Annotated in this window: 18 protein-coding genes; 12 read left to right on the plus strand and 6 right to left on the minus strand. The window is 68.3% G+C overall.

Annotation, left to right across the window (positions count from 1 at the left end):
• Nucleotides 1-155: 155 nt before the first annotated feature.
• Together rfbD and rfbB are read right to left on the minus strand one after the other, a co-directional pair.
• On the minus strand, nt 156-1,004 hold the full coding sequence (gene rfbD, locus B0F77_RS01305) for a dTDP-4-dehydrorhamnose reductase (protein ID WP_086660867.1): 849 nt from the start codon (nt 1,002-1,004) through the stop codon (nt 156-158).
• A gap of 3 nt (nt 1,005-1,007) precedes the next feature.
• On the minus strand, nt 1,008-1,994 hold the full coding sequence (gene rfbB / locus B0F77_RS01310) for a dTDP-glucose 4,6-dehydratase (protein ID WP_086660868.1): 987 nt from the start codon (nt 1,992-1,994) through the stop codon (nt 1,008-1,010).
• A 123-nt stretch (nt 1,995-2,117) separates the two neighbouring features.
• Between rfbB and B0F77_RS01315 the strand changes: the two genes are divergently transcribed.
• The 3 genes from B0F77_RS01315 (at nt 2,118) to B0F77_RS01325 (ending at nt 5,613) form a co-directional block, all read left to right on the plus strand.
• Entirely contained in the window at nt 2,118-3,665 is a 1,548-nt protein-coding gene (locus B0F77_RS01315; RefSeq protein ID WP_245847758.1) for an LCP family protein, read from the plus strand.
• A 67-nt stretch (nt 3,666-3,732) separates the two neighbouring features.
• Nucleotides 3,733-4,920 (plus strand): LCP family protein, encoded by a 1,188-nt coding sequence (locus B0F77_RS01320; RefSeq protein ID WP_245847759.1) that lies wholly within the window; start codon nt 3,733-3,735, stop codon nt 4,918-4,920.
• 9 nt (nt 4,921-4,929) lie between these two features.
• On the plus strand, nt 4,930-5,613 hold the full coding sequence (locus B0F77_RS01325) for a TIGR03089 family protein (protein WP_086660870.1): 684 nt from the start codon (nt 4,930-4,932) through the stop codon (nt 5,611-5,613).
• On the opposite strand, the gene B0F77_RS01330 is transcribed toward B0F77_RS01325, so the two are convergent.
• Nucleotides 5,594-6,010, minus strand: coding sequence for a DoxX family protein (locus B0F77_RS01330; RefSeq protein WP_086660871.1), 417 nt, complete (start codon nt 6,008-6,010; stop codon nt 5,594-5,596). The genes B0F77_RS01325 and B0F77_RS01330 overlap by 20 nt on opposite strands.
• A 204-nt stretch (nt 6,011-6,214) precedes the next feature.
• Nucleotides 6,215-8,209, minus strand: coding sequence for an RICIN domain-containing protein (locus B0F77_RS01335; RefSeq protein ID WP_143466517.1), 1,995 nt, complete (start codon nt 8,207-8,209; stop codon nt 6,215-6,217).
• Nucleotides 8,210-8,469: 260 nt separating this feature from the next.
• Here B0F77_RS01335 and B0F77_RS01340 point away from each other — a divergent pair, with 260 nt between their 5' ends.
• The 5 genes from B0F77_RS01340 to B0F77_RS01360 all read left to right on the plus strand — a co-directional run bounded on the left by B0F77_RS01340 (nt 8,470) and on the right by B0F77_RS01360 (nt 18,735).
• Nucleotides 8,470-9,531: a hypothetical protein gene (locus tag B0F77_RS01340; RefSeq protein WP_086660873.1), complete on the plus strand. Its 1,062-nt coding sequence runs from the start codon at nt 8,470-8,472 to the stop codon at nt 9,529-9,531.
• 4 nt (nt 9,532-9,535) lie between these two features.
• Nucleotides 9,536-13,753 (plus strand): ALF repeat-containing protein, encoded by a 4,218-nt coding sequence (locus B0F77_RS01345; protein ID WP_086660874.1) that lies wholly within the window; start codon nt 9,536-9,538, stop codon nt 13,751-13,753.
• Between the two features lie 13 nt (nt 13,754-13,766).
• The gene (locus B0F77_RS01350) at nt 13,767-14,027 is read left to right on the plus strand and encodes a hypothetical protein (protein WP_086660875.1); all 261 of its coding nucleotides are present in this window, start codon (nt 13,767-13,769) and stop codon (nt 14,025-14,027) included.
• Nucleotides 14,028-14,246: 219 nt separating this feature from the next.
• Nucleotides 14,247-18,464 (plus strand): hypothetical protein, encoded by a 4,218-nt coding sequence (locus B0F77_RS01355; protein ID WP_143466518.1) that lies wholly within the window; start codon nt 14,247-14,249, stop codon nt 18,462-18,464.
• 13 nt (nt 18,465-18,477) lie between these two features.
• Nucleotides 18,478-18,735, plus strand: coding sequence for a hypothetical protein (locus tag B0F77_RS01360; protein ID WP_086660877.1), 258 nt, complete (start codon nt 18,478-18,480; stop codon nt 18,733-18,735).
• Between the two features lie 51 nt (nt 18,736-18,786).
• Here B0F77_RS01360 and B0F77_RS01365 read toward each other — a convergent pair whose 3' ends face one another.
• The gene (locus B0F77_RS01365) at nt 18,787-19,575 is read right to left on the minus strand and encodes an META domain-containing protein (RefSeq protein ID WP_086660878.1); all 789 of its coding nucleotides are present in this window, start codon (nt 19,573-19,575) and stop codon (nt 18,787-18,789) included.
• Nucleotides 19,572-20,345: an META domain-containing protein gene (locus B0F77_RS01370; protein ID WP_086660879.1), complete on the minus strand. Its 774-nt coding sequence runs from the start codon at nt 20,343-20,345 to the stop codon at nt 19,572-19,574. Before B0F77_RS01370 ends, B0F77_RS01365 begins: the two co-directional genes overlap by 4 nt.
• Nucleotides 20,346-20,454: 109 nt before the next feature.
• On the opposite strand from B0F77_RS01370, the gene B0F77_RS01375 reads away from it, so the two are divergent.
• From B0F77_RS01375 to B0F77_RS01390, 4 genes are all read left to right on the plus strand, one after another.
• Nucleotides 20,455-20,781: an ArsR/SmtB family transcription factor gene (locus B0F77_RS01375; RefSeq protein ID WP_086660880.1), complete on the plus strand. Its 327-nt coding sequence runs from the start codon at nt 20,455-20,457 to the stop codon at nt 20,779-20,781.
• Nucleotides 20,778-21,257, plus strand: coding sequence for an SRPBCC family protein (locus tag B0F77_RS01380; protein WP_086660881.1), 480 nt, complete (start codon nt 20,778-20,780; stop codon nt 21,255-21,257). Before B0F77_RS01375 ends, B0F77_RS01380 begins: the two co-directional genes overlap by 4 nt.
• A 72-nt stretch (nt 21,258-21,329) precedes the next feature.
• Nucleotides 21,330-22,049, plus strand: a complete 720-nt coding sequence (locus B0F77_RS01385; RefSeq protein WP_086660882.1) for a hypothetical protein — start codon at nt 21,330-21,332, stop codon at nt 22,047-22,049.
• A 77-nt stretch (nt 22,050-22,126) separates the two neighbouring features.
• Nucleotides 22,127-22,483, plus strand: coding sequence for a hypothetical protein (locus B0F77_RS01390; RefSeq protein WP_086660883.1), 357 nt, complete (start codon nt 22,127-22,129; stop codon nt 22,481-22,483).
• Nucleotides 22,484-22,512 lie beyond the last annotated feature (29 nt).

Consider the following 22,512-nt stretch of genomic DNA (forward strand, 5'->3'; position numbering starts at 1 on the left):
TGGCTCATCGACACCTGTCGCGAGCCCGTGAGAACAGCAACGCACCTGAGGAAGCGCTGCCGATCGGTATCCGCTGTCGCGGGACGCTGAGGATTGCGCCCGGAATCGAACATGCCGAACAGGTTCTCGCACTTGGAACAGCCGTGCCAGACCGGTCACTCCAATGGCGCAGCACCGGTACGGGGAGCTACCACCCCTGCCCGGAACGCCTCCGAAAGGGCGCTTCGCCAGTGCGGCAAAGGACGTAGTCCCGCTGCTTCCCATGCCGCACCCGACAGCACCGAGTAGGCGGGTCGCGGGGCCGGCCGCGGGAAGTCGGCCGTCGTGCACGGCCGCACCCGAGCCGGGTCGGCGCCGAGCTCCTCGAAAATCGCCTGTGCGAACCGGAACCACGTCGTTTCGCCGCCACCGGTCGCGTGCAGCAAGCGCTCGGAGGGCAGCACCGAGGCGAGCTCCAGCAACCCGGCGGCGAGGTCGCGCGACCACGTCGGCGAGCCGACCTGATCGTCCACAACGGACAGTGACGGTCGCGTGGATTCCAGTGCCGCCATGGTCTTCACGAAGTTCGAGCCGTGCACGCCGTAAACCCACGCGGTGCGCACGACCCAGCCGCCCGCTTCGAGCACGCGGCGTTCGCCTTCGAGCTTCGTGCGGCCGTACGCGGACTTCGGGCCAACGGGGTCAGACGGCTCGTACGGCCGTGTCCCGTCGCCGGAGAACACGTAGTCCGTGGAAACGTGGATCAACGGAATGCCAACGGAAGCGCACGCCTCGGCCAGCAGGCCCGGTCCGACGGCGTTCACGGAGAAGGCATTCGACTCGTCGGTCTCCGCGGCATCGACAGCCGTGTAAGCGGCACAGTTGATCACCGCGGTGGCGCCGGCCAGGTCCGCGGCGGTGACCGTCGTCACGTCCAGCTCGGCGGAGGACACCGCGCGAACGGAAGGGGACAGGGCAGCGAGGTCGTGGCCGAGCTGGCCACGACCACCGGGGACGAGGATCAACGCTCAGCCCTTCGCCAACTGAGCGCGCTCCTTGAGCGGCTCCCACCAGGCGCGGTTCTCGCGGTACCACTCGACCGTGTCGGCGAGACCGACGGTGAAGTCGACCTGCGGCGCGTAGCCGAGCTCGGAAGAGATCTTGGAGATGTCCACCGAGTAGCGGCGGTCGTGACCCTTGCGGTCCTCCACCGGCTCGACGGACGACCAGTCACGGCCGGTCGCGGCCAGCAGCTTCTCGGTGAGCTCACGGTTGGTGAGCTCGGTGCCGCCGCCGATGTTGTAGATCTCCCCCGCCCGGCCGGCCTCGGCGACGAGCTGGATGCCGCGGCAGTGGTCGGCGACGTGCAGCCAGTCGCGCACGTTCAGGCCGTCGCCGTAGAGAGGCACCTTCTTGCCGTCGATCAAATTGGTGACGAAGAGCGGAATCACCTTTTCGGGGAACTGGTACGGCCCGTAATTGTTCGAACACCGGGTGATGCTCACCGGCAGTCCGTGGGTGCGGTGGAACGCCCGCGCGAGCAGGTCCGAGGAGGCCTTGGACGCCGAGTACGGCGAGTTCGGCTCGAGGATGTGCGTCTCGGTCCAGGAGCCGTCCTCGATGGAGCCGTAGACCTCGTCCGTCGAGACGTGCACGAACCTGCCGACGCCCGCGTTCAGCGCGCCCTGCAGCAGCGTCTGCGTGCCCAGGACGTTGGTCAGCACGAAGTCGGCGGATCCCGTGATGGACCGGTCGACGTGCGACTCGGCGGCGAAGTGCACGACCACGTCGATGCCGCGCATCTGCTCGGCCACCACGGCGGCGTCGCAGATGTCCCCCTGTACGAACTCGAACTTGCCCGCGACCGGCGCGAGGTTGGTCTCGCTGCCCGCGTAGGTGAGCTTGTCGAGCACCACCACTTCGGCACCGGCGAAGGCCGGGTAGGACCCGCTCACCAACTCCCGCACGTAGTGCGAGCCGATGAACCCGGCCCCACCTGTCACCAGTACGCGCATGCCATTTCCTCCTGTGGTGTTCCCCGCTCGCAGTCTGTCACGTACCTAATCGCTGCAACCCACAGCAATGTCACGTCGTGTCACTTATAAACGACTAAACTCGGAGTAGTGGGGGAGGGAACTGTGGAAGGCAGGAGTCTGCCGGTCAGGGTGCCGGGCGCCCGGCCGACTGCGGCTTTCCGCGCGTTCCTGACGACGGGGAAGATCTTCGTCGCCCTCGTCTCGGCCGCTGTGCTTCTGGTCACGTCCTACGGCTGGACCAAGCTGCGGGCCGCGAACGACGGCATCGTGAAGACCGAGGTCATCTCGGAGGAGCTCACCAAGCAGGGCCCCAAACCGCTGGACGGCGCCGTCGACATCCTTCTGGTCGGCATCGACAGCCGCACGGACGCGCAGGGCAACCCGCTGTCCAAGGAAGCGCTGGCTCTGCTCAACGGCGGCATCGCCGACGGCGAGCAGAACACCGACACGATGATCCTCGTGCACATCCCGGTGGACGGCACACGCGCGGTCGCGATCTCGTTCCCCCGCGACTCCTACGTCGAGATCGCCGACGGGTTCGGCAAGCACAAGCTCAACTCGGCGTTCGCCCGCCAGCGCAACACGGTCGACCAGGACATGCGCAACAAGGGCGAGAAGGACGAGCAGAAGATCCGCACCGAGTCGGCGGCGGCCGGCCGCAAGACGCTGATCAAGACGATCGAGAACCTGTCCGGCGGCGCGGTGCGCGTCGACCGGTACGCCGAGGTCAACCTCGCGAGCTTCTACGAGGTCACCAAGGCCATCGGCGGCGTCGAGGTGTGCGTGAAGGAACCCACCTCCGACAGCGACTCCGGTGCGAACTTCCAGGCGGGCCAGCAGACCATCGAGGGTGCGGCGGCGCTGTCGTTCGTGCGGCAGCGCAAGGGCCTGCCCGGCGGCGACCTGGACCGGATCGTGCGGCAGCAGGTGTTCATCGGGGCGCTGGCGAAGAAGGTGCTGTCGAGCGGCACGCTGACGGACTCGACCAAGCTGAACGCGCTGGTCGAGGCGGTGCAGAAGTCCGTGATCCTCAGCGCGGGCTGGGACATCACCACGTTCGCCGAGCAGATGCAGGGCCTGGTCGGCGGCAACTTCGAGTTCCGCACCATCCCCGTGGGCGACCCGACGGACACCTACGGCGACGGCAACGTGCTGCCGGTGAACGCGGCGCAGGTGAAGAAGTTCCTCACCACGCTGGCCGCGGACAAGCCGTCGAACAGCCCCTCCGCCCCGGTCACGACCACGACGCCGCCCGCCCCGCCGAACTCCGCGATCACCGTGCAGGTCTACAACGCCGCCGGCGTCTCCGGCCTTGCGGGCCAGGTGCTGAACACGTTGGCCGCCAAGGGTTTCCAGCGCGGCGCGGTGGGGTCGGCGCCGGAGAACAGCGACACCACCGTGGTGCGGTACGCGGCCGGCGAGGAGGGCTCCGCGCGCAAGGTCGCGACCGAGCTCGGGCCGAACGTGACCGTCGAGGAGAACGCGTCCGTCCGAAAGGGACAGGTGCAGGTCTTCGTCGGAACGGACTACACGACGTCGAACGACGACGGCGAGGACGTCGACCCGCAGGGCGTGCCCGGCAGGTCGTCCGCTCCCCCGTCGAGCAGCAGCCCGCCGATCACCGCGGGCGGTCTGGTCTGCGTGTACTGAAATCCCGGTGTAACGGTCTTCCGATAGTTACGCTGAGCACGCAAACCCAGCACACGGAGGACCCACGTTGAGCGCTGCAGCACGCGCGAGGAAGATCATCCTGGTCATGGGCCGGGTGACCATCGCGCTCGTCGCTGTGACAACGCTGGCGTTCTCCGGCTACTTCTGGGCCGCGTTCCGGCTGGTGAAGGAGAACACCAACACCACCCAGATCCTCCAGGTGCTGGAGGACATCCCGAACTCGCCGCCCGTCGATGACGGCGCGATGGACATCCTGCTGGTGGGCAGCGACAGCCGGACGGACGCCCAGGGCCGGCCGCTTCCGCCGGACGTGCTGCGCAAGTTGCGCACCGAGGGCACGGACACGGTGAACACCGACACGATCATCGTGATGCGGGTGCCGCGCAACGGGGGCAAGGCGAGCGCGATCTCGATCCCCCGCGACACCTACGTGCCGATCGCGGGCTACCGCGAGGACAAGATCAATTCCGCGTACGGCGCGGTGAAGTTCCTGACCGCCGAACGGCTGCAGGCCGAGGGCGTGTCGGACCAGCAGGAGCGCGAGCGCAAGTCCGACGAGGCCGGGCGCAAGGCGTTGGTGCAGGCGGTCCAGGACCTGACCGGGATGCGCGTCGACCACTACGCGGAGATCAACCTCTACGGGTTCTACCTGCTGACCGAGGTGATCGGCGGCGTGCAGGTGTGCCTGAAGGCCGGTACCTCGGATCCGAACTCCGGTGCGAACTTCCGCGCCGGTCCACAGGTGATCTCGGGCGGCGACGCGCTGTCGTTCGTGCGGCAGCGGAACATGCCGGGCGGTGACCTGGGTCGCATCGCGCGGCAGCAGGTGTTCATGTCGCAGGCGATGAAGCAGCTGCTGTCCGCCGGCACGTTCACCGATCCGGGCAAGATGAACGGACTGCTCGATGCGGTGTCGAAGTCCGTTGTGGTGGACGAGAAGCTCGACCTCGCGACGCTGGCCACGCAGGCGCAGGGGCTCGCGTCGGGCAACGTCGAGTTCGCCACCATCCCCGTGACCAACATCGACGCGCGCAACGAGCGCGGCCAGAGCGTGGTGACCGTCGACCGCGACGCGGTGAAGGCGTGGGTGGCACAGCTGATCGGCGAGACGCCGAAGCCCGCACCGTCCTCCACCCCCGCGACGCCGTCCAGGTTCGGCCCTGGGAAGCTGCTCTCGCTGGACGGCGCGCACGCCGTGGCAGCTGCCCGGCAAGATGTGCCCTGCGTCGACTAGGAGTGCCGCGTGAGCGTGACCGAGATCCTCTTCACGCCGTTGCTGAAGGCCGATTCCGGTCGTCCGCTGATCACGCACTACGACGACGCGACGGGCTCCCGGATCGAGCTGTCCAGGGCGACCGCGGCGAACTGGGCCGCGAAGACCGCGAACTGGTTGCGTGACGAGCACGACGTCGAGCCGGGCGACCCGGTGGCGGTGCTGCTGCCCGCGCACTGGCAGACCGCGGGGCTGTTGCTCGGCGCGTGGTGGTGCGGGGCGCACGTCGTGGGCGCGGGCGTGGAGGCGAAGGTCGCCATCGTGCCGCCGGGCGGAACCGCCGACGCCGACGTGGTGGCCGTGGCCTCGTTGCACCCCATGGGATTGGGCTCGGGAGCTCCGGTCGACTACCTGGACGACAGCCGCCTGCACGGTGACGACTTCACGCCGTGGCAGCCGACTCCGGGTTCGACGCTCGCCCTCGGCACGTCCACCGTGGATGACGTGGTGGCACAGGCACGAGAGCTCGGCGCCGCGTTCGGCACCGAGCCCCGGGTGATGTCCACAGTGGAGTGGAACGTCCCTTCCGGTGTGCTGGAAGGGTTCCTGGCCGTGCTGGCGGCCGGTGGTTCGCTGGTCCAGGTCAGCAATCCCGACGCGGGCCGGATGGCCGCGCGCCGGGACACCGAGAAGGTCACGCAGCTGCTGGGTTGAGCACCTTGTTGTTCTTGAACAGCACGCGGTCCAGCGCGTAGGCGCCACCGTTGAAGCCGAGCGCGAGCGCGGCGCCACCGAGCACGATCACGAGCTCGGCGCCGCCCTCGCCCAGCAGGCCGTTCGGCAGGTGGACGAGCACCCACGCACCGAGCATGTCGGCGGCGAGCAGCACGCCGACGATCGGCAGCGCGACACCGGCGATCAGGGCGAGACCGCCCGCGAGCTCGACGGAAGCGGCGAACCACGCGGAGAGCGTGGGCAGCGGCACGCCCATCTTGTCGAACGACCCGGCCGTGCCCGCCATGCCGAACTCGGTGAACTTCTGCCAGCCGTGCGCGACGAACACGATGCCGACGGCGATGCGGCCGATGAGTGCGGCGACGTCCTTGACCATGGTTCTGGCTCCCCGATCCTGTCGTTGACCTGTCAGTCGTTCAACTTCAAATCAAAAAACTAATACAAGTTTGAACAACCTCATGGTTTCGACAGGAACCGCACAGCAAGTCCTTAGACGCGCAGGTCAACGGTGATCCACTCCGGCACGCCGAACGGCCCCGCCGGCGTCGACGGGGGCCGTTCCACGTGCTGTATGCGCAGGTCAGGCGGTGGTCAGCTGCTCCACGGCCCAGTGCTGGTTCGCGCCGCCGTTGCCGTCCCACTGGACGACAGCCGAGCCGTTCGCGGTGCGGTTGTCGTACACGTCGAGCGACTTGCCGGTGAGCACGCTCACCACGCCGACGGTGTTGTTCGGACCGGGTGAGAACACGAACTGCTGCGCGCCGTTGAAGTGGCACGCGTACTGGATGAGCGGGTTGCCGTTGTGGATCTCGCTGTACCGGACGTCGAGGCACTTGCCGGACATCTTGTTCTTCAGCGCGTACTTCCGGCCGCCGAGGTCGATGAGCTCCCACACCATCTTGTTGCCGCCGGTGCAGTCCCAGATCTCGGTGCCGGCGAGGTCGGCGAGCGCGCCCTCGTTCGGCTTGTCCCACAGCCCGGCGACCTGGTAGCAGCGGCCCGACTGGAGGCCCTTGAGACGGATGGTGCCGAGCGTCATCTGCTTGGCCCACTCGACATGGCTCGGGTCGATGATGCGCCACTGCTGGTTGACGGCGTTGGTGTTGGTGTACTGCACGACCAGGGTCGCGTTGCCGGTGCCGTTGTCCGCCGCGGTGGCGAACTGGCCGGAGCCGACGTTGCGCAACTGGAAGGTGCCGTTGGGGTTTTCCAGGAACTCCCAGCGCTGGTTCGGGTGCTCGTTGCAGGGGTTCTGGATGACGCTGCTGCCGCTGATGTCCAGGCACTGCTTGGAACTGAGGTTCTGCAGCAGGTACCCGCGGTCCTTCTTGATCAGCTCCCAGACCTGCTTCGGGCCGCGCAGGCAGTCCCACAGCTCGGTGCCCGCACCGGGGGCGTTGGCGCCCTGGCCCGGCTGGTCCCACAGGCCGGCGACCTGGAGGCAACGACCGGACTGGATGCCCTGCAGCTCGATCACCCTGCGGTCCGCGGGCTTGATCAGGTCCGCCTTCGCCGCCACGTGCTGGCCGGTGTTGAGGAACTCGTCGTAGGCGGCCTTCGTGCCCGCGGCCAGTGCGGCACGGGCGGCGGCGACGAGGTTCGGCTGGTACCGGTCGGCGACGGCCTTGTCCAGGATGACCCGGATCTGGCGCTCCGCCTCGATCTTGTCCAGCCGGTCCTGCTCGTCGATGTCGGCCTGGTGCGCGGCGTGCACGCCGGTGAAGATGAACGTCTTCCACACGGCGGGATCGGGGCTCTCGTACGCGATCTGCGCCTTGGCCTTCACCTGCACACCCCTGGTGCGCTTGATGATCTCGTAGATGAACTCGCGGTCCGGCAGGTTCTTCAGGTCCTCGGTCGCCGTCGACTGGGTCGCCGCTGCCCAGGCCTGCTCCTTGGCCTTGCGGTTCGCCTCACGCTCGAGTCGTTCGCGCTCAAGGCGTTCCGCCTCTTCGATCTTGCGCTGCTTGTCGATGCGGGACGCGGCGTAGATGCCGTTGACGAGGAACTCCTGGCGCTGCGCGTCGGTCGAGCCGGTCTTCAGCACGAGCGCGGCACCCTTTTTGACGTCGCTGCCGTCCTCGGCGTGCTCCCAGAGCTTGAAGACGAAGTTCTCCAGCGAGCCGTCGAGCTGCGCCTGCGTGACGTCCGTCCAGTTGATTTCCGCTGCCGCGGCAAGACGCTGGCGGTCGCGCTCGGCCTTCTTCGCGGCCTCGATCTGCTCCTGGACGCTCGCGTCGAAGATGCCCGCGGTGACGAACCGGTAGCAGGCGTTCTCGTCGGGATCGGAGAACGCCGCGAGCGCCGCGCTCGCGATGATGTTCTTCTTGTCCGCCTGAGCCTTGCGCCACAACGTGAGCACGAAGTTCTGTTCGGTCATCACGGCCATTTCGGGCGTGAGGATGATGCTGAGTTCACGGGCAGCGCGCTCGCGTTGCTCCGTTGTGGACTCTTGTGCGGCGGCCTCGGCACTTGCCGCGGAATCCGAACTCGTGGTGGGCGCGGCCATCGCCGGCGCGGTGAAAACACCGCTCGCCAAAGTGGCCGCTACCGCGAGCGCTGCGATTCTGCGCATGCCGCGGCCGGCCAGATCAGATCTGGACAAGTGAATCCCCCAAGATTCATCAAGTTGTCGGCACCGCCCCAGTACCCCAGTGAAAATTTGGTGCCAGCGCGCACTCTAAGCACGCGATCTCGCGGACCGCAACCAAACGCGTCCATTTAGGCCGAACGGACGCGTGACCCGTTGACATGCGTGTTAGGAAGCTTCCGAGCGCTCCTGCTCATCGTTTTTCACTGGGGTACTGGGGGAAGTACATGGGGCGTCATACGCTCTTGCGCGCGGTCTTGGGGGCCGCGCTCACGGTGGGAACGGTCGTCACGACCGCCGTTCCCGCTGCCCTCGCCGACACGACAGCGGTCGCGGAGGGCCAGGTCGAACTGACCTCGTTCCGCCGCGACTTCGTCATGAGACTGGCGTTGCGGGACGCGATGCCGGAAGTCAGAGCCGAAGCCTGGAACGCGTTGCGCAGCAACGCGGGTGAGGCCGCGCTCGTCGACTTCCTGGCCGTCGGGTATCCGAATGCCAAGGCGCGGGCAGCACAACGAATCGACCGGAACTACAAGTACATCAAGCGCGTCAACGACTTCTCGCTGACGGGCAGCGCGGTGCGGGCGACGTCCGGCCGGGCACTGGTGGACACGCCCGCGGCCCAGGCCGACTACGTCCAAAGTGGACATGCGAAGGCACAGGAACTGGACCGCGTCAACAACAACAAATACGAGGAGAAGCTCGCGCGGCTGGCGCAGGAGGACCACGACTACGTGGCCGAGCTCGCCGCGCACGATCCCGGCACCCAGGTCCGCGCCGCGGCGAACCGCGCGCTGACCACCGGGGGCGAGACCGGGGTCGGGCTGTTCTTCAAGTACTACTGGGGAATCGGGGCCGATCTCGACAACGAGGCGTTCCGCCGCAACACCTCTGACCAGAACGAGGTCTGGCACAGCAAGATCCGTTCGCTGACCGAGGCGGCGCTGGCCGCCGAGAAGGCCGAACGCGAGTCGAGCGGTGAGCTCGCCCGCAAGGCCAGGGCCGACGCGATCGCGGCGTGGCGTGACATCGAGGGCCAGGCCGGTCAGTCCTCAGTGGACTGGCTGGCGGAGAAGGCGAAGGCCGACTCGCAGGCCGCTTCGTGGGCGTCCGTCGCGGCACACGCCCGTGCGGCGCAGACGGAACAGGACTGGGCAGCTGTGCTCGCTCGGGCCAACCAGGGCAACACGTCCTGGGCGGACGAGGCCGAGTGGGCGTTGCAGCAGGCGAACTCGTGGCGAAGCATTGCGGCACAAGCACGTTTGAGCGCCCTCGCGGCTCTCGACCGTGACCAGGGGGACGACTAACAACATGCGCATATCAGCAACCAGCGCCGCCACGTTGCGGCGCCGGTCGATCGCGGCCGTCATCATCACGGTGCTGCTGGCGTTGGTGGGCAACACGACGCCCGCTCTCGCCGCACCGCAGCCCGCACCGGTGCTCCAGCAACTGCAGTCCGCGGCGAACGAGCCGGTGGACGAGGAGTACGAGTTCTACAAGCAGCTCGTCCAGGACATCGCCGAGCACGCCGAGGACGTCGAGGTACGTGACGCGGCCAAGGCAGCTCTGGCCGTTGGTACCAAAGAGAAACTGATCTGGTTCCTCGACCACGGCGAGGGCGAGGCCAGAGCGAAGGCCGCGGAACGCAAGCGCGTCGAAGCCGCGCAGAACCGCGCCAAGGTCGAAGGGTGGGCGCGCACCGGCGGCCCGAACGTCAAGGCGGGCGCGCAGGCCGCGCTCAACGCGGGTGATCAGGCGATCAGGGACTTCGTGGCCTACGGCTACGAGATCGCGCTGAAGCAGGACAAGCAGCAGGCCGAGGACGACAAGGCCGAGCAGGACCGGATCATCACCCGTGTCCGCGACATGGTCGAGCACGGCGGCCCGCAGGTGAAGCTCGAAGGCGAAGCGCTGCTCATCCGCGGCGACTACGCCCTGATCCGCGAGTTCTACCTCACCGGGTACGCCGAGGCGAACAGGCGCGACCACGAGTTCCAGGCGGTGATCGAGCAGGCGTTGATCGACCGCAACAAGGCGATCACCGACCTGACCGCGCTCGCCCGGCGCAGCGAGGAAGCCGCGAGCGCGCGGGCCGAGATCATGCGCGCCAACATCAACTCCGTCAAGGCGCTCGACGACGGCACGATGGCCATGAACATGGCCGCCAAGGCCGCGCACCGCGCCGACCAGATCCTGCAGGAGGACAAGCCGGGCAGGGCGAACGGCCAGAAGGGCCGCAACGCCGATCTGGACGCACTGCGGGCCGAGGCGACCAGGTACGCCGAGTCGGGCAACAGGGCGTCGCTGAGCGCCGCCGAAGCGACCGCGCAGGCGCAGAACGCGGCGGTGCGGCTGATCAACACCGGCCTGACGAACGGCCTGGACTGGGCCAAGGTCACGATCGCGATCGGTGGTGCGGTCGAGGCGGCGGCGAAGGCGGCGGAGACCGCGCAGCACGCCACCGAGGCCACCCTCGCGGACAGCAAGGCGCTGGACGCGAACTCCGGTGCGCAGGAGCACGCCAACAACGCCAGGAAGTACCGCGAAGAGGCTGAGCGGCAGGCGGTTCAGGCCGCGAGCCTCGCGGAGGCAGCGCACAAGCAGCAGGACATCGCGATCGCCTCGCGGGACAAGGCCGCCCAGCAGAAAGCCATCGCGCAGAGGGCGGCGGCGAGCGCTCGTCAGCACGCGACCAACGCCCGCAACCACCGGATGACCGCGCAGTCGGCGGCGTCCAACGCGGTCGCCAGGGCGCAGGCCGCGGTCAAGGCGCACAGCGACGCGGTCGAGGCGAGTGCCCGTGAACAGGCGGCGATGGACGCCGCCACGACCACCGGCCGTCAGCTCCAGACGGCCACGTCGGTCTGCTTCGGCAAGGTCAGCTTCGCCGAGCAGGTCGAGACCGCGCTGCGAACGGCCAGGGAACAGGCCATCAAGGAGGGCAAGGACGCCGACGAGGCGACCAGGGACATCGCCGCGGCGGCCGGCCGGGCGCGCACCGAGGCCAACGCGGCCCAGGCGTGGGCGGGACGTGCCCGGGCAGCCGCGGCGGCGGCCAACTCCGAGGCGCAGAAGGCAGCCTCGGACGCACGGATCGCCCGTGCGGCCGCCGCCCGTGCCGACCAGGAGGCCGTGACCGCGCGCCGGGCCGCCGACGAGGCGAACCGGCTCGCGGTCGAGGCCACCAACGTCGCCATCGCGACGCAGGCCTCGGCCGACAGCACCCGCCTCGAAGCCGAGGCGACGGTGAGCGAGGCCAACGCCGCGGTGTGGCAGTCGTCGATCGCCGACCGGGCCTCGTCCGCGGCCGCCGCCTCGGCGTCGATGATCATCGACCCGGCGCGGATGGCCGAGGTGATCGCGAGGCCGTACGCCGGGATCAACGGCGACGCCCGGCGTGCGCTGGAAACCGCGGCCAAGGCACTGGTGCTCGGCGAGGAACAGGCACGTTCCGCACGCGAGAAGGCGGAGGAGGCAGGCCGCGCCGCCACAGCGGCACAGCAGGCGGCGGACCGGGCCATCGCCGACGTCAAACCCGCCTACGAGGCGGCCGCCCGTGCCGCGCAGTCGGCGAACCAGGCTGCGCAGTACGCGGTCGCCGCGAACAACGCGGCGAACGAGGCGGCCCAGCACGCCTCCGGTGCGCACGCCGCGGCCTCGTCCGCCGCGCAGTCCGCGGCGTCGGCACGGTCCGACGCCGTGGGTGCGGGCAACGCCGCCGCGGTCGCGTCCAGCGCCGCGCAGTCCGCCGGTCAGGCAGCGGCCGCCGCCGAGGCCATCCACCAGTGGGCGATCAAGGCCACGGCCGCGATCCACGCGTTCGAGAACGAGGTCGGCACGCACCTCGACCAGTTCCTCGACGCGAAGCAACGTGCCGCGGAGGCGGAGCGGATCGCCAGGGAGACCGAGCAGCGCAAGAAGGACGAGCTCAACAAGGAGTTCCACGACGGCCTGATGGGCTTCATGCACTGCAAGTCCGACCTCACGTCGCCCAAGTGCAAGGAACTGGCGGCCAAGGTCGGCGACGCGGTCGGCACCGCACTGGCGGCGCTCGGCGACTACGCCAAGGACGCCGCGCTCTGCTACGGCGGCGACGAGGCCGCCTGCACGAGGTTCAAGGAGTCGACCAAGAAGATCGCCAACTTCGCGGTCGAGGCGGCCAAGGGCTTCGCCGAGGGCGCGGCGAACATGTGGCAGGGCATCGTCAAGCTCGGCGAGTGCGGCATCCAGGCCAAGTTGTTCATGGCTCCCACCGCGTGTGCCGAGATCTGGGCGGGCATCAAGGACCTCGCCCAGAACCCGTACAAGCTGATCCACCTCGACGTCTGGCACGAGAACCCCGGCAAGGCGTTCGGCCTGCTCACGTTCGACGTGCTGGCGGCCGCGGCGACCACGCCGCTCGGTGGCAGCGGCAGCGCGCTCTCCAAGGCGCTCGGCGTCGTCGGCACGGCGATCGCCAACGCCACGGCCAAGCTCGCCGGCGGTCTCGGCAGGTTCGGCAGCTTCGTCGTGAAGCTGGCGGACAACATCCATGTTCCCGGCGGGAAGCTGCCCGGCAGCACGGGCGACGTCCTGAACCTCTCCGTGCGGATCCAGAACGGGATCGCCAGGCTCGACGGCCTGATCGCCGTCGACGGCAGGCTCTACAAGCTGAAGTCGATGGAAATGCCCGCCGAGGGCGACCTCTCCCGGCTGGAGGGCTCGATCGCGCGCATCGAGGGAAAGCTGGACGACAACAAGGTACGTCTCGATCCCAAGGTGGAGTTCGACGCGAACGGCGTGCCGGCGCTGAAGGACGTGTCGTTCAAGTTCGAGCAGATGGACCGCGTGCCTCCGCCCAAGATGACGGATCCGCCCGAGGGCGTGGTGAAGGACGGCGTCTGGACCCTGCAGGAGTACGGCCAGACGCTCAAGCTGGACAAGGTCCCCAACAAAGCGGTCGACGACTTCCTCAACAAGGCCAAGGCGGCGGAGGGGAAGATCACGCCGGAGATGGAGAAGCTCGCCAGGGAGATGAGTCCGAAGTTCCCCAGTGCGCGACTCGAAGGCTTGGACTACAAGCTCAAGAGCGCCGACTCGTTGAAGCGCAAGGTCGTCGGCATGCTCGGGGACGAACCGGACGTCAACAAGGCGTTGCTGGAGGTCAACGACGCCGTCCGGTACACGATGGTGCTGGACGAGGCCAAGTACGCCGACGGTGTGCTGGAGGGCATCAAGAAGCTGGAGGCGGCCGGGTTCGAGAAGATCGAGGTCAAGAACGCCTGGCTGAAGAACCTGAACGAGAACAAGTACCGGGGCATCAACACCACGTGGAAGTTCGAGGACCAGCTCTTCGAGTTCCAGTTCCACACGGAGAAGAGCCTGCAGGCGAAGACGATCGAGCACCCGTGGTACGAGTTGCGACGGGTGCCCGGCACGACCCAGCTGGAGATCGACCACGCCATCGCTCAGGGCGAGCTGATCTTCGCCGACGTACCGTTCCCGGACAGGGCGATCGAGATCCCCGTTTTCAAGAAGAACAAGCCGTAGAGGTGCAGATCCGATGAGCAAGCGCCACTCCTACTTCGCCATCGTGGGCTTCGCGCACACGGTGGAGGAGCCGTTCGCCGTGGTTCGCACGGGTGGCGAGTACGCCGAGTCCTTCTCCACCAAGCTGAAGTGGGAGCGGACCGACCTGCTCGAGCGCATCAACGACGATCGGACGCACTTCGAGGCCGTGCCGATCAGCGAGGAGGAGGGCAAGCGCTTCGAGACGGTCCAGGCCCAGCGGGTCGAGGCCGTGCGCAAGCGCGACGAGTCCTGATTGGACGCAGTTGCACAGGCAGGGCCGGGTGGGTTCCTCCACCCGGCCCTGCCTGTTTCCTTGACAGGCGTGTTAGACAACGTGTGCCACATCGTGGTTCCTGGGGGGAATTCATGAGGCTTCGACCGCGCATGCCCGCATGTCCGCGGGCGTCTGCCATTCCCTCAGCGAGCACGTGACTCGCGGCCGCCGGCCGCACCAGCCTGGGGGATGGACAACGTGACAGCGACAAGAGAATTCAGCGCCGCCTGGTGGCGGCGCAGAGCGATCACGGCCGTGATCGTCGCGGTGCTGCTGGCGCTGGTCGGCGGCACCGCGCCCGCCGTCGCGGCGCCGGTGCCCGTGCACACGCAGCAGAACTCGGACCCGTCCCCGTCGGAACCGGTGGACGAGGAGTACGAGTTCTACAAGATGCTCGTGCAGGACGTCGCCGAGCACGCGGAGGACGTCGAGGTCCGCGAGGCGGCCACGGCGGCTCTTGCCGTTGGCACGAAAGAGAAACTGCTCTGGTTCCTCGACCACGGCGAGGCCGAGGCCAGGGCCAAGGCCGCGGAACGCAAGCGCGTCGAAGCCGCGCAGAACCGCGCCAAGGTCGAGGAGTGGGCGCGCACCGGCGGCCCGAACGTCAAGGCGGGCGCGCAGGCCGCGTTGAACTCCGGTGACCAGGCGATCAAGGACTTCGTGGCCTACGGCTACGAGATCGCGCTCAAGCGGGACAAGCAGCAGGCCGAGGACGACAAGGCCGAGCAGGACCGCATCATCGCCCGCGTCAAGATGATGGTCGAGATGGGCGGCCCTCAGGTGAAGATCGAGGGCGAACCGCTGCTGATGCGCGGCGACTACGCCCTGATCCGCGAGTTCTACCTCACCGGCTACCACGTCGCGAACCAGCGGGACCACGACTTCCAGAAGGCGATCGAGCAGGCGCTGGTCGACCGCAACAAGGCGATCACCGACCTGGAGGCGATCGCCAGGAGGTCCGAGACCGCGGCGAGCGCGCGGGCGGAGATCCTGAGCGCGAACATCGACGCGGTCAAGAACCTCGACGACGTCACGCTGGCGCTGAACCTGGCCGCCAGGGCCGCGCACAAGGCCGACGAGATCCACCGCGACGACCGGCCCGGCCGGGCGCACGGTCAGCGGGGCCGCGCGGGCGAGATCGACGCGCTGCGCGCCGAGGCGACGCAGTGGGCCGAGAGGGCGGCACGGACCGCGCTGAACTCCGCGGGCACCACCCAACGCGCGCAGAACGCGGGCGCGCGGCTGGTCGAGACCGGCCTGACCAACGGCCTGGACTGGGCCAAGGTCACCATCGCCATCGGCGGGGCCGTCGAGGCGGCCGCGCGGGCCGCGGAGACCTCGCAGCACGCCGCAGAGGCGACGCTGGCCGACAGCCGGGCGCTGGACGCGAACGCGGGTGCGCAGGAGCACGCCGAGAACGCGAAGAAGTACCGGGCAGAAGCGGAACGCGGGGCCGAGCAGGCCGCCGCGCTCGCCACGGCCGCCCGCACCCAGCTCGGCATCGCTCAGGCCGCGCGGGACAGGGCAGCCGAGCAGAAGCGGATCGCCGAGGCCGCTGCCGTCAAGGCACGTCAGCACGCCGTCAACGCCCGCAACCAGCGCCTCACCGCGCAGTCCGCGGCGTCCAACGCGGTCAGCAAGGCGCAGTCCGCCGTCGCCGCGCGCAACGACGCCGTGAAGGCGGGCCTGCGCGAACAGGAGACGCTCGACGCCGTTCAGCGCACCGGCCGTGAGGCCAAGACGGCGACCTCGGTCTGCCAGGGCCAGATGACCTTCGCCGAGCAGGCGGAAGCAGGGCTGAAGAAGGCCCGCGAAGAGGCCATCGCGGCGGGCAAGAACGCCGACGAGGCGACGAAGGACATCGCCGAGGCGGCGGGCCGGGCGCGCGCCGAGGCCAACGCCTCCGCCGCCTGGGCCGGCCGTGCCCAGTCCGCTGCCGCCGCTGCGGCAGCGGAGGCGCAGAAGGCGGCCCAGGCAGCGCAGGCGGCCCGCGCGGCCGCCACCCGTGCCGAACAGGAGGCCGTGACCGCCCGCCGGGCCGCGGACGACGCGAACCGGCTGGCCATGGAGGCGACCAACGTCGCCGTCGCCACGCAGGCAGCGGCCGAGAACACCCGCTACGAGGCCGAGGCGGCCATCTCCGAGGCCAACTCGGCGGTGTGGCAGTCGTCGATCGCCGACCGGGCCGCGTCGGCAGCCGCCGCGTCCGCCGCGTTGATCATCGACCCGGCCCGGATGACCGACCTGATCGCCAAGCCGTACGCGGCGATCAACGGCGACGCCCGCAAGGCGCTGGCCCTGGCCGCCAAGGCGTTGCTGATCGGCGAGGAGCAGTCCCGCGCCGCCCAGGAGAAGGCAGCCGAAGCGCAGAAGGCCGCGCAGGACGCCACCAAGGCGGCGGACACCGCAATCGAACAGGTCAAGCCCGCCTACGAAGCAGCCGCCCGTGCGGCCAAGTCGGCACAGCAGGCCGCCGAGGACGCGGTTGCCGCGACCAATGCGGCGAACCAGGCCGTCGAACACGCGGCGGGCGCGCACAACGCGGCCACCACGGCCTCGCAGCACGCGGCATCGGCACGCGCGGACTCCGTCGGTGCGGCGAACGCGGCTGCCGTCGCGTCGAGCGCCGCGCAGTCGGCGGGTCAGGCCGCGGCCGCCGCCGAGCAGATCCACCAGTGGGCGATCAAGGCCACGGCGTCGATCCACGAGTTCACCTCGAACGTCGGCGCGGCGCTCGACCTGATCAACGACTTCAAGCTGCGTGCGGAGGAAGCGAAGAAGAAGGCGGCCCAGGACGCCCAGCGCAAGCAGGACGAACTCAACAAGGAGTTCATCGACGGCGCCACGAACCTGCTCCAGTGCGGGATTTCGCCGATCGCCCCCGGCTGCCTGGAGATGCAGAGGCGGTACGCGGAGCTCTGGGCCGACGGCCTTTCCGGCGCGGGCAGCTACATCAAGAAGGGCATCGACTGCCAGGGCGGCAACGAGCAGGCGTGCCGCGAGTTCGAGGAGTCCACCAAGAAGATCCAGGACTTCGCGAAGAACGCTCTCGACGGCCTGGTCGAGGGCGCCAAGAACACCTGGCAGGGCATCGTCAAGCTCGGCGAGTGCGCCCTGCAGACGCAGATGCAGTCGTACGCCCCCGCGTGCGGCGAGATCTGGGCCGGCCTCACCGACCTCGCCCAGAACCCGTACAAGCTGGTGCACCTCGACACCTGGCACGAGAATCCCGGCAAGGCGTTCGGCCTCAGCGTGTTCGACGTGCTGGCGGCCGCCGCGACGACCCCGCTCGGGGGTAGCGGCAGCGCGTTGTCCAAGGCGCTCAACGTCGTCCGGAGCACCATCACCCGGACCACGGCCTACATCTCCAAGGAAGTGGGCCAGTTCGGCGCCTTGCTGTTGAAGGCCGCGGAGCACTTGCCCGGCAGTCTGCCTGGCGACTTCGCCGAGATCCTCAACCTCGCGGTGCGGGTGGAGAACGGCGTCGCCAAGCTGGACCGCGGTGTCGTCGGGGTCGGCGGCAGGCTCTACAAGCTCGAGCCGCTGGAACTGCCCGCAGAGGGTGACCTCTCCCGGCTCGAGGGCTCCTTCGCGCGCATCGAGCCGAAGCTGGACGCCAACGGCAACCCCCTCGAGCTCCGGATCACCATCGAGAACGGTGTCGCGAGGCTCGAGAACGCGAAGTTCAAGTTCGAACGGCTGGAGAAGATCGATCCGCCGTCGACGGCGGACAACGTCCCGGGCAAGACCCACCCGGACGGCAGCTGGACCGCTGAGGAGTTCGGCAAGCCCCTCAAGCTGGAGAAGGTCGCCAACGACGCCGTGGACGCCTTCCGCGAGGCCGCGGTGAAGGCGGAGACGAAGTCGATCAGCCCGAAGATGCTGGAGCTCGTCAAGGAGGTGCCGACCGGCCGGTTCGACGGCTGGCCCAAGCGACTCAAAGAGATCGACTCGCTGAAGCGCAAGGTCGCGGGCAAGATCGTCGATCAGCCCGACTTCAAGAACAAGATCCTCCCGTACATCAACGACAGCGTCAGGTACACCATCGTGCTGGACGATGCCGCCTACGTCGCCGGGGTCCAGTCGGCGATCACGAAGATGGAAGGGCTGTTCGAGAAGGTCGAGGTCAAGAACGCCTGGAAGAAGAGCGAGAACAAGAACGAGTACAAGGGAATCAACACCACCTGGCGTGATCGCGAGACCGGCCAGCTCTTCGAACTGCAGTTCCACACAGAGAGCAGCCTGCTCGCGAAGACGCTCGAACACCCCTGGTACCAGCTGACGCGCATCCCCGGTCTCACGGCGCTGGAGGTGGACTTCGCCAGGGCGCAGTCCGCGTTGCTCTTCGCCGACGTGCGCGTCTCGCCCGCGTTCATGAAGATCGAGGAGTTCGAGTGGGTCGGAAAGCCGAAGTAGGTGACCAAGACCGATGGCCAGTAAGTACAGGTACTACGCGTTGATCGGCATCCCGGACACGCTGGACAACCCGCACGCCGTCGTGCGGGTCGGTGGTGAGTTCGACGAGAGCTTCACCACCAACCTCGAGTGGGCCCGCACCGACCTGATGAACCGCATCGAGTGGGGCCGCGACGACTACGAGGTCGTGGAGATCAGCGAGAAGGACGCCATGCGCTTCGAGAAGACCCAGGCTCACCGGGTCGCCGAGGTGCGCAAGCGCGACGGGTGACCGGTTCGTGCTGAACCGGGCCGGGTGGGAGTGTCCACCCGGCCCGGTTTTCTACTTCCTGAGCTGCAGGCCCGCGCCGGACGGGTTCGTCAGCGTCAGCGTGTTCCCGTCGATCTTGTAGTCGAACTTCTGCCGGTCGAGCACCTTCATCACCGCGTCCTCAACGGCCATCTGGTCCGGCCCACAGGCCATCAAGGTGAAAACGAAGCTGTCGAACGTGATCGTCTGACCGTCCACTTCGTACTTGTGCGCGCCGGTGTGGTTCGTCGAACCGCCGTTGCAGCCGGCCATCACGTAGATGTGGCCGTCCTTGAACGAGAACGTGGCCTTGACGCCACCGGGAACGGACGAGACCGCGTCCTTGGTGATCAGGCCTTCCACGACCCAGAGCCCGCCTTCCAGTGTCGCGGAAGCCTTCGCGGCGAGCACGATCTCCGCCTCCGGTCCGGTGATCACCAGGTTCGTGCCGTCCAGGCGCCACGACGGGGTCGCGGTCAGGAACTTCGCCAGCCACTCGTCCTGCTCGTGCAGGCCCGGGGTGGGGCAGGCCATGTCGGTGGTGCCCAGGTCGGTGACCGTGAGTTTGCCGCCGTCCAGGGTGACGGGGCCCTGCATCTGGTTGCAGCCGGCAGAGGCGAGCAGGCGCCCGTCGTCGGTGAACCTCAGCTCCACCTCGGTGCCGTCGACCAGGGCACGCGGCTTGCCCTGTGCCGTGACGGCCGTGGAGGTGAATGCTTTTCCCCGCATCTCACCTTCTCCTGTTCCCGCAGACGGTTTGCTGCCGCACCCGGTGGTCAGCAGCGCGACGGCGAGGAGGGCGGCGAGCACTCGGGAGCTCATGAGTTCTTCGTGAGCTTCAGGCCCGCGCCGGACGGGTTCGTCAGCGTCAGCGTGTTGCGGTCGATCTGGTAGGTGATCTGGCCCTTGTCCAGCGCCGCGTCCAAGGCGTTCTCCACGGTCACCACGTTCGGTGCGCACCCGATCGCGGTCTTGACGCCGGGTTTGAACGTGATCTTCTGACCGTCCACTTCGTACGGAAGTGCCGAACCGGCGTAGTTGCAGTCGTCGTCCACCGCGATGGTGCCGTCCTTGAAGACGATCGCGGCCTTGGCTCCGCCTGGTACGGAGGAGACGGCGTCGCCGGTGACGAGTCCGTCGACGAGCCAGGTGCCGTCCAGCGTCGCGGGAGCCTCCGGGGCGAGCACGATCTCGGTGTCCGCGCCGGTGATCACCAGGTTCGCGCCGTCGAGCTTCCACGACGGTTTGGCGTCGAGCAGCTTCGTCAGCCACTGATCCTGTTGGTGCAACTCGGGATTCGGGCAACCCATCGCGGTGCTGCTGATCTCCGCGACGGAAACCTTGCCGTCGCCGAGGGAAACCGGGCCCTGGATCATGTTGCAGCCGGCGTTGGCTATCAGCCTGTCGTCGTCGGTGAATCTCAGATCCACCTTCGTGCCCTCGACCAGAGCACGCGGCTTGCCCTGCTCGGTCACGGACGACGAGACGTACACCTTGCCCCGCAGGTTGGGAGTGCCCTGTCCGGGCTGGTTGGCGGCGCAGCCCGTCGCGGCGACCAGCACCAGGGCGGCGAGGGCGATTCGGTTGCTCATGCGCCTAGGACGGAACCCGGCACCCGTCCGGTTGCCCAGGGCTTGACACGCGCCAGCCCGTGAGGCCTAATTAACCCAGAGGTTAGATAACCAAGTGGTTAGGTACGAGATGGACCAGCTGAGCGCCACCTTCGCCGCACTGGCGGACCCGACGCGCCGTGCGATCCTCGCGCGGCTCACCGACGGCCCGGCAACGGTGAAGGAGCTCTCCGAGCCGTTCGACATCAGCGGCCCGGCGATCTCCAAACACCTGCGTGTGCTGGAGAAGGCAGGCCTGATCACTCGCGGCAGGGAGGCCCAGTGGCGCCCCTGCCAGCTCGACGCGACACCGCTGAAGGAGGTCGCCGTGTGGGCTGAGAACTACCGACGCTTCTGGGATGCGAGCTACGCGCGCCTGGACGCACTCTTGACCGAGATGAAGGAGACAGAGCAATGAGCACCACCAAGTTCGGCACCCTGGTGACCACGCCGTCCGACACCGAGATCGCGATGTCGCGCGAGTTCGACGCGCCCGTTTCCTTGGTGTGGAAGGCGTTCACGGAGCCGGCACTGCTCAGGCGCTGGCTGCTCGGCCCCGACGGCTGGGAGATGCCGATCTGCGAGATCGACCTCCGCGTCGGCGGCAAGTGGCGCTACGGCTGGGCTTTGCCCGACGGCTCACAGGCGTTCGAGATGCACGGCGAATACACCGAGGTCACGCCCCATTCGCGACTGGTGAACACCGAGCACTTCGAGGACAACCCGCCGGCCATCACGACCGTGGAGTTCGTCGAGAAGGACGGGCGAACCGTCATGACGACCACCATGCGCCTGGTGTCGCAGGAGGCCAGGGACGCGGTGCTGGCGACGGGCATGGCGGACGGCGCCGGCCGCAGCTACGAGCGCCTCGGCGAGGTTCTCGCGTCGCTGTGACCCGTTCGGCGGAGTAATCGGGGTCTGCGTTTGGGCGATGCTCCGCGTGACCGGTCACGCGGAGGGTTGCGCATGGGCTCGTGGATCTTGTGGGTTCCAGTACTGATCGTGCTCACGATCGCCGGCTTCGCCATCCGGTCGTCGCGCCGGACGGTCCAGCGCGCCGAAAGCCGCAGCGAGACGGCGGTCGAGGCGGCGAAACTCGCGATGGTGACCGCCACGACCCACCAGCCGCCGGCCGACCTGGAACAGGGACGCATCCGCACGTTCCTGATGCTCGACGACAGCCTGATCATGAGCCTGTACAGCCAGACCCCGCAGGCCGCGGCCGAGGCCAGGATCCGCGAGGTGGAGCGCGGCACTTCTCGCGAGGCGTCACTGGGTTTGAACAGCTCGCTGGTCGAAGCCGGCGGCAAGCGCGCACGCGGCGAAACCGTGCGGGAAACGTTCGAGGCGGAGACGAACACCGCGCGCGCCTTGGACGTCGTACTCCGCCACCTGACCGCGACCGGCGAACTGACGCAGGTCGACCTGACCTCCTCGGCCGGACTGGACCCGGCCGTGCAGGGCTACGTGAAGATCAAGGCGTCGTACCGGATCACCATGGGAGACAACGACATCACGGCCTCCGCCGGCACAGTCAGGTTCACCGTCCGGCGTGCGCAGGTGGCGGATTCCGCCTCCGCCGCCTTCGCGGACGGCGAGTCCATCACGGCGATCTGCTTCGGCCGGGTGGCCCGGCACGATCAGTCCACAGTGGTCGTTCTGCCCACCGCGCTCTACCTGGCCTGAGGTTGGCGGAGCGTAGTCACCTTTGGTGACACCGGTTCCCCCGGTCGGGGCCGTTCGTCGCGGTTACGTTCGGGCGCATGGGACGTTTCTTGGTGGCGCTGGTCCTCACGCTCGGTTTCGCCGTGCTGTCCACTCCCCCGGCCTCGGCATCGGAGGGCACCCGCTGGCAGGTAACACCGTGCGCGGCCGGCTCGAAGGCGTTGTGGCTGCCGCGCGTCGACAAGTTCGGCACCGACATCAGCTGCACGACCGAGGAAGCCCGTGCGGCGGCGGTGAAGGCGGCCGTGGACAGCGGGAGTCCGACGCGGATGATGAACGTGGCGATCGCGTTCGCGCAGCAGATCTCGGACAAGGGGTTGACCGCGGAGTCGAAGTGCGTGCTGGGCGCCAAGGGTGCGATCGGTGACGCGCTGGGAACGTGCGTGGCGGCTTGAGGGGTGAAACGTCGAACGGCCCTGGAGAT

The sequence above is a fragment of the Lentzea kentuckyensis genome, assembly GCF_002150765.1.
GTDB lineage: Bacteria > Actinomycetota > Actinomycetes > Mycobacteriales > Pseudonocardiaceae > Lentzea > Lentzea kentuckyensis.

Bases quoted from the DNA above. Each gene is read 5' to 3' on its own strand.
- B0F77_RS01360 (WP_086660877.1), top strand. From the start codon at position 18,478: ATGGCCAGTAAGTACAGGTACTACGCGTTGATCGGCATCCCGGACACG.
- B0F77_RS01370 (WP_086660879.1), bottom strand. From the start codon at position 20,345: ATGAGCAACCGAATCGCCCTCGCCGCCCTGGTGCTGGTCGCCGCGACG.
- rfbB (WP_086660868.1), bottom strand. From the start codon at position 1,994: ATGCGCGTACTGGTGACAGGTGGGGCCGGGTTCATCGGCTCGCACTAC.
- B0F77_RS01335 (WP_143466517.1), bottom strand. From the start codon at position 8,209: ATGCGCAGAATCGCAGCGCTCGCGGTAGCGGCCACTTTGGCGAGCGGT.
- B0F77_RS01380 (WP_086660881.1), top strand. From the start codon at position 20,778: ATGAGCACCACCAAGTTCGGCACCCTGGTGACCACGCCGTCCGACACC.
- B0F77_RS01365 (WP_086660878.1), bottom strand. From the start codon at position 19,575: ATGAGCTCCCGAGTGCTCGCCGCCCTCCTCGCCGTCGCGCTGCTGACC.
- B0F77_RS01345 (WP_086660874.1), top strand. From the start codon at position 9,536: ATGCGCATATCAGCAACCAGCGCCGCCACGTTGCGGCGCCGGTCGATC.
- B0F77_RS01330 (WP_086660871.1), bottom strand. From the start codon at position 6,010: ATGGTCAAGGACGTCGCCGCACTCATCGGCCGCATCGCCGTCGGCATC.
- B0F77_RS01350 (WP_086660875.1), top strand. From the start codon at position 13,767: ATGAGCAAGCGCCACTCCTACTTCGCCATCGTGGGCTTCGCGCACACG.
- B0F77_RS01385 (WP_086660882.1), top strand. From the start codon at position 21,330: ATGGGCTCGTGGATCTTGTGGGTTCCAGTACTGATCGTGCTCACGATC.
- B0F77_RS01390 (WP_086660883.1), top strand. From the start codon at position 22,127: ATGGGACGTTTCTTGGTGGCGCTGGTCCTCACGCTCGGTTTCGCCGTG.
- B0F77_RS01375 (WP_086660880.1), top strand. From the start codon at position 20,455: ATGGACCAGCTGAGCGCCACCTTCGCCGCACTGGCGGACCCGACGCGC.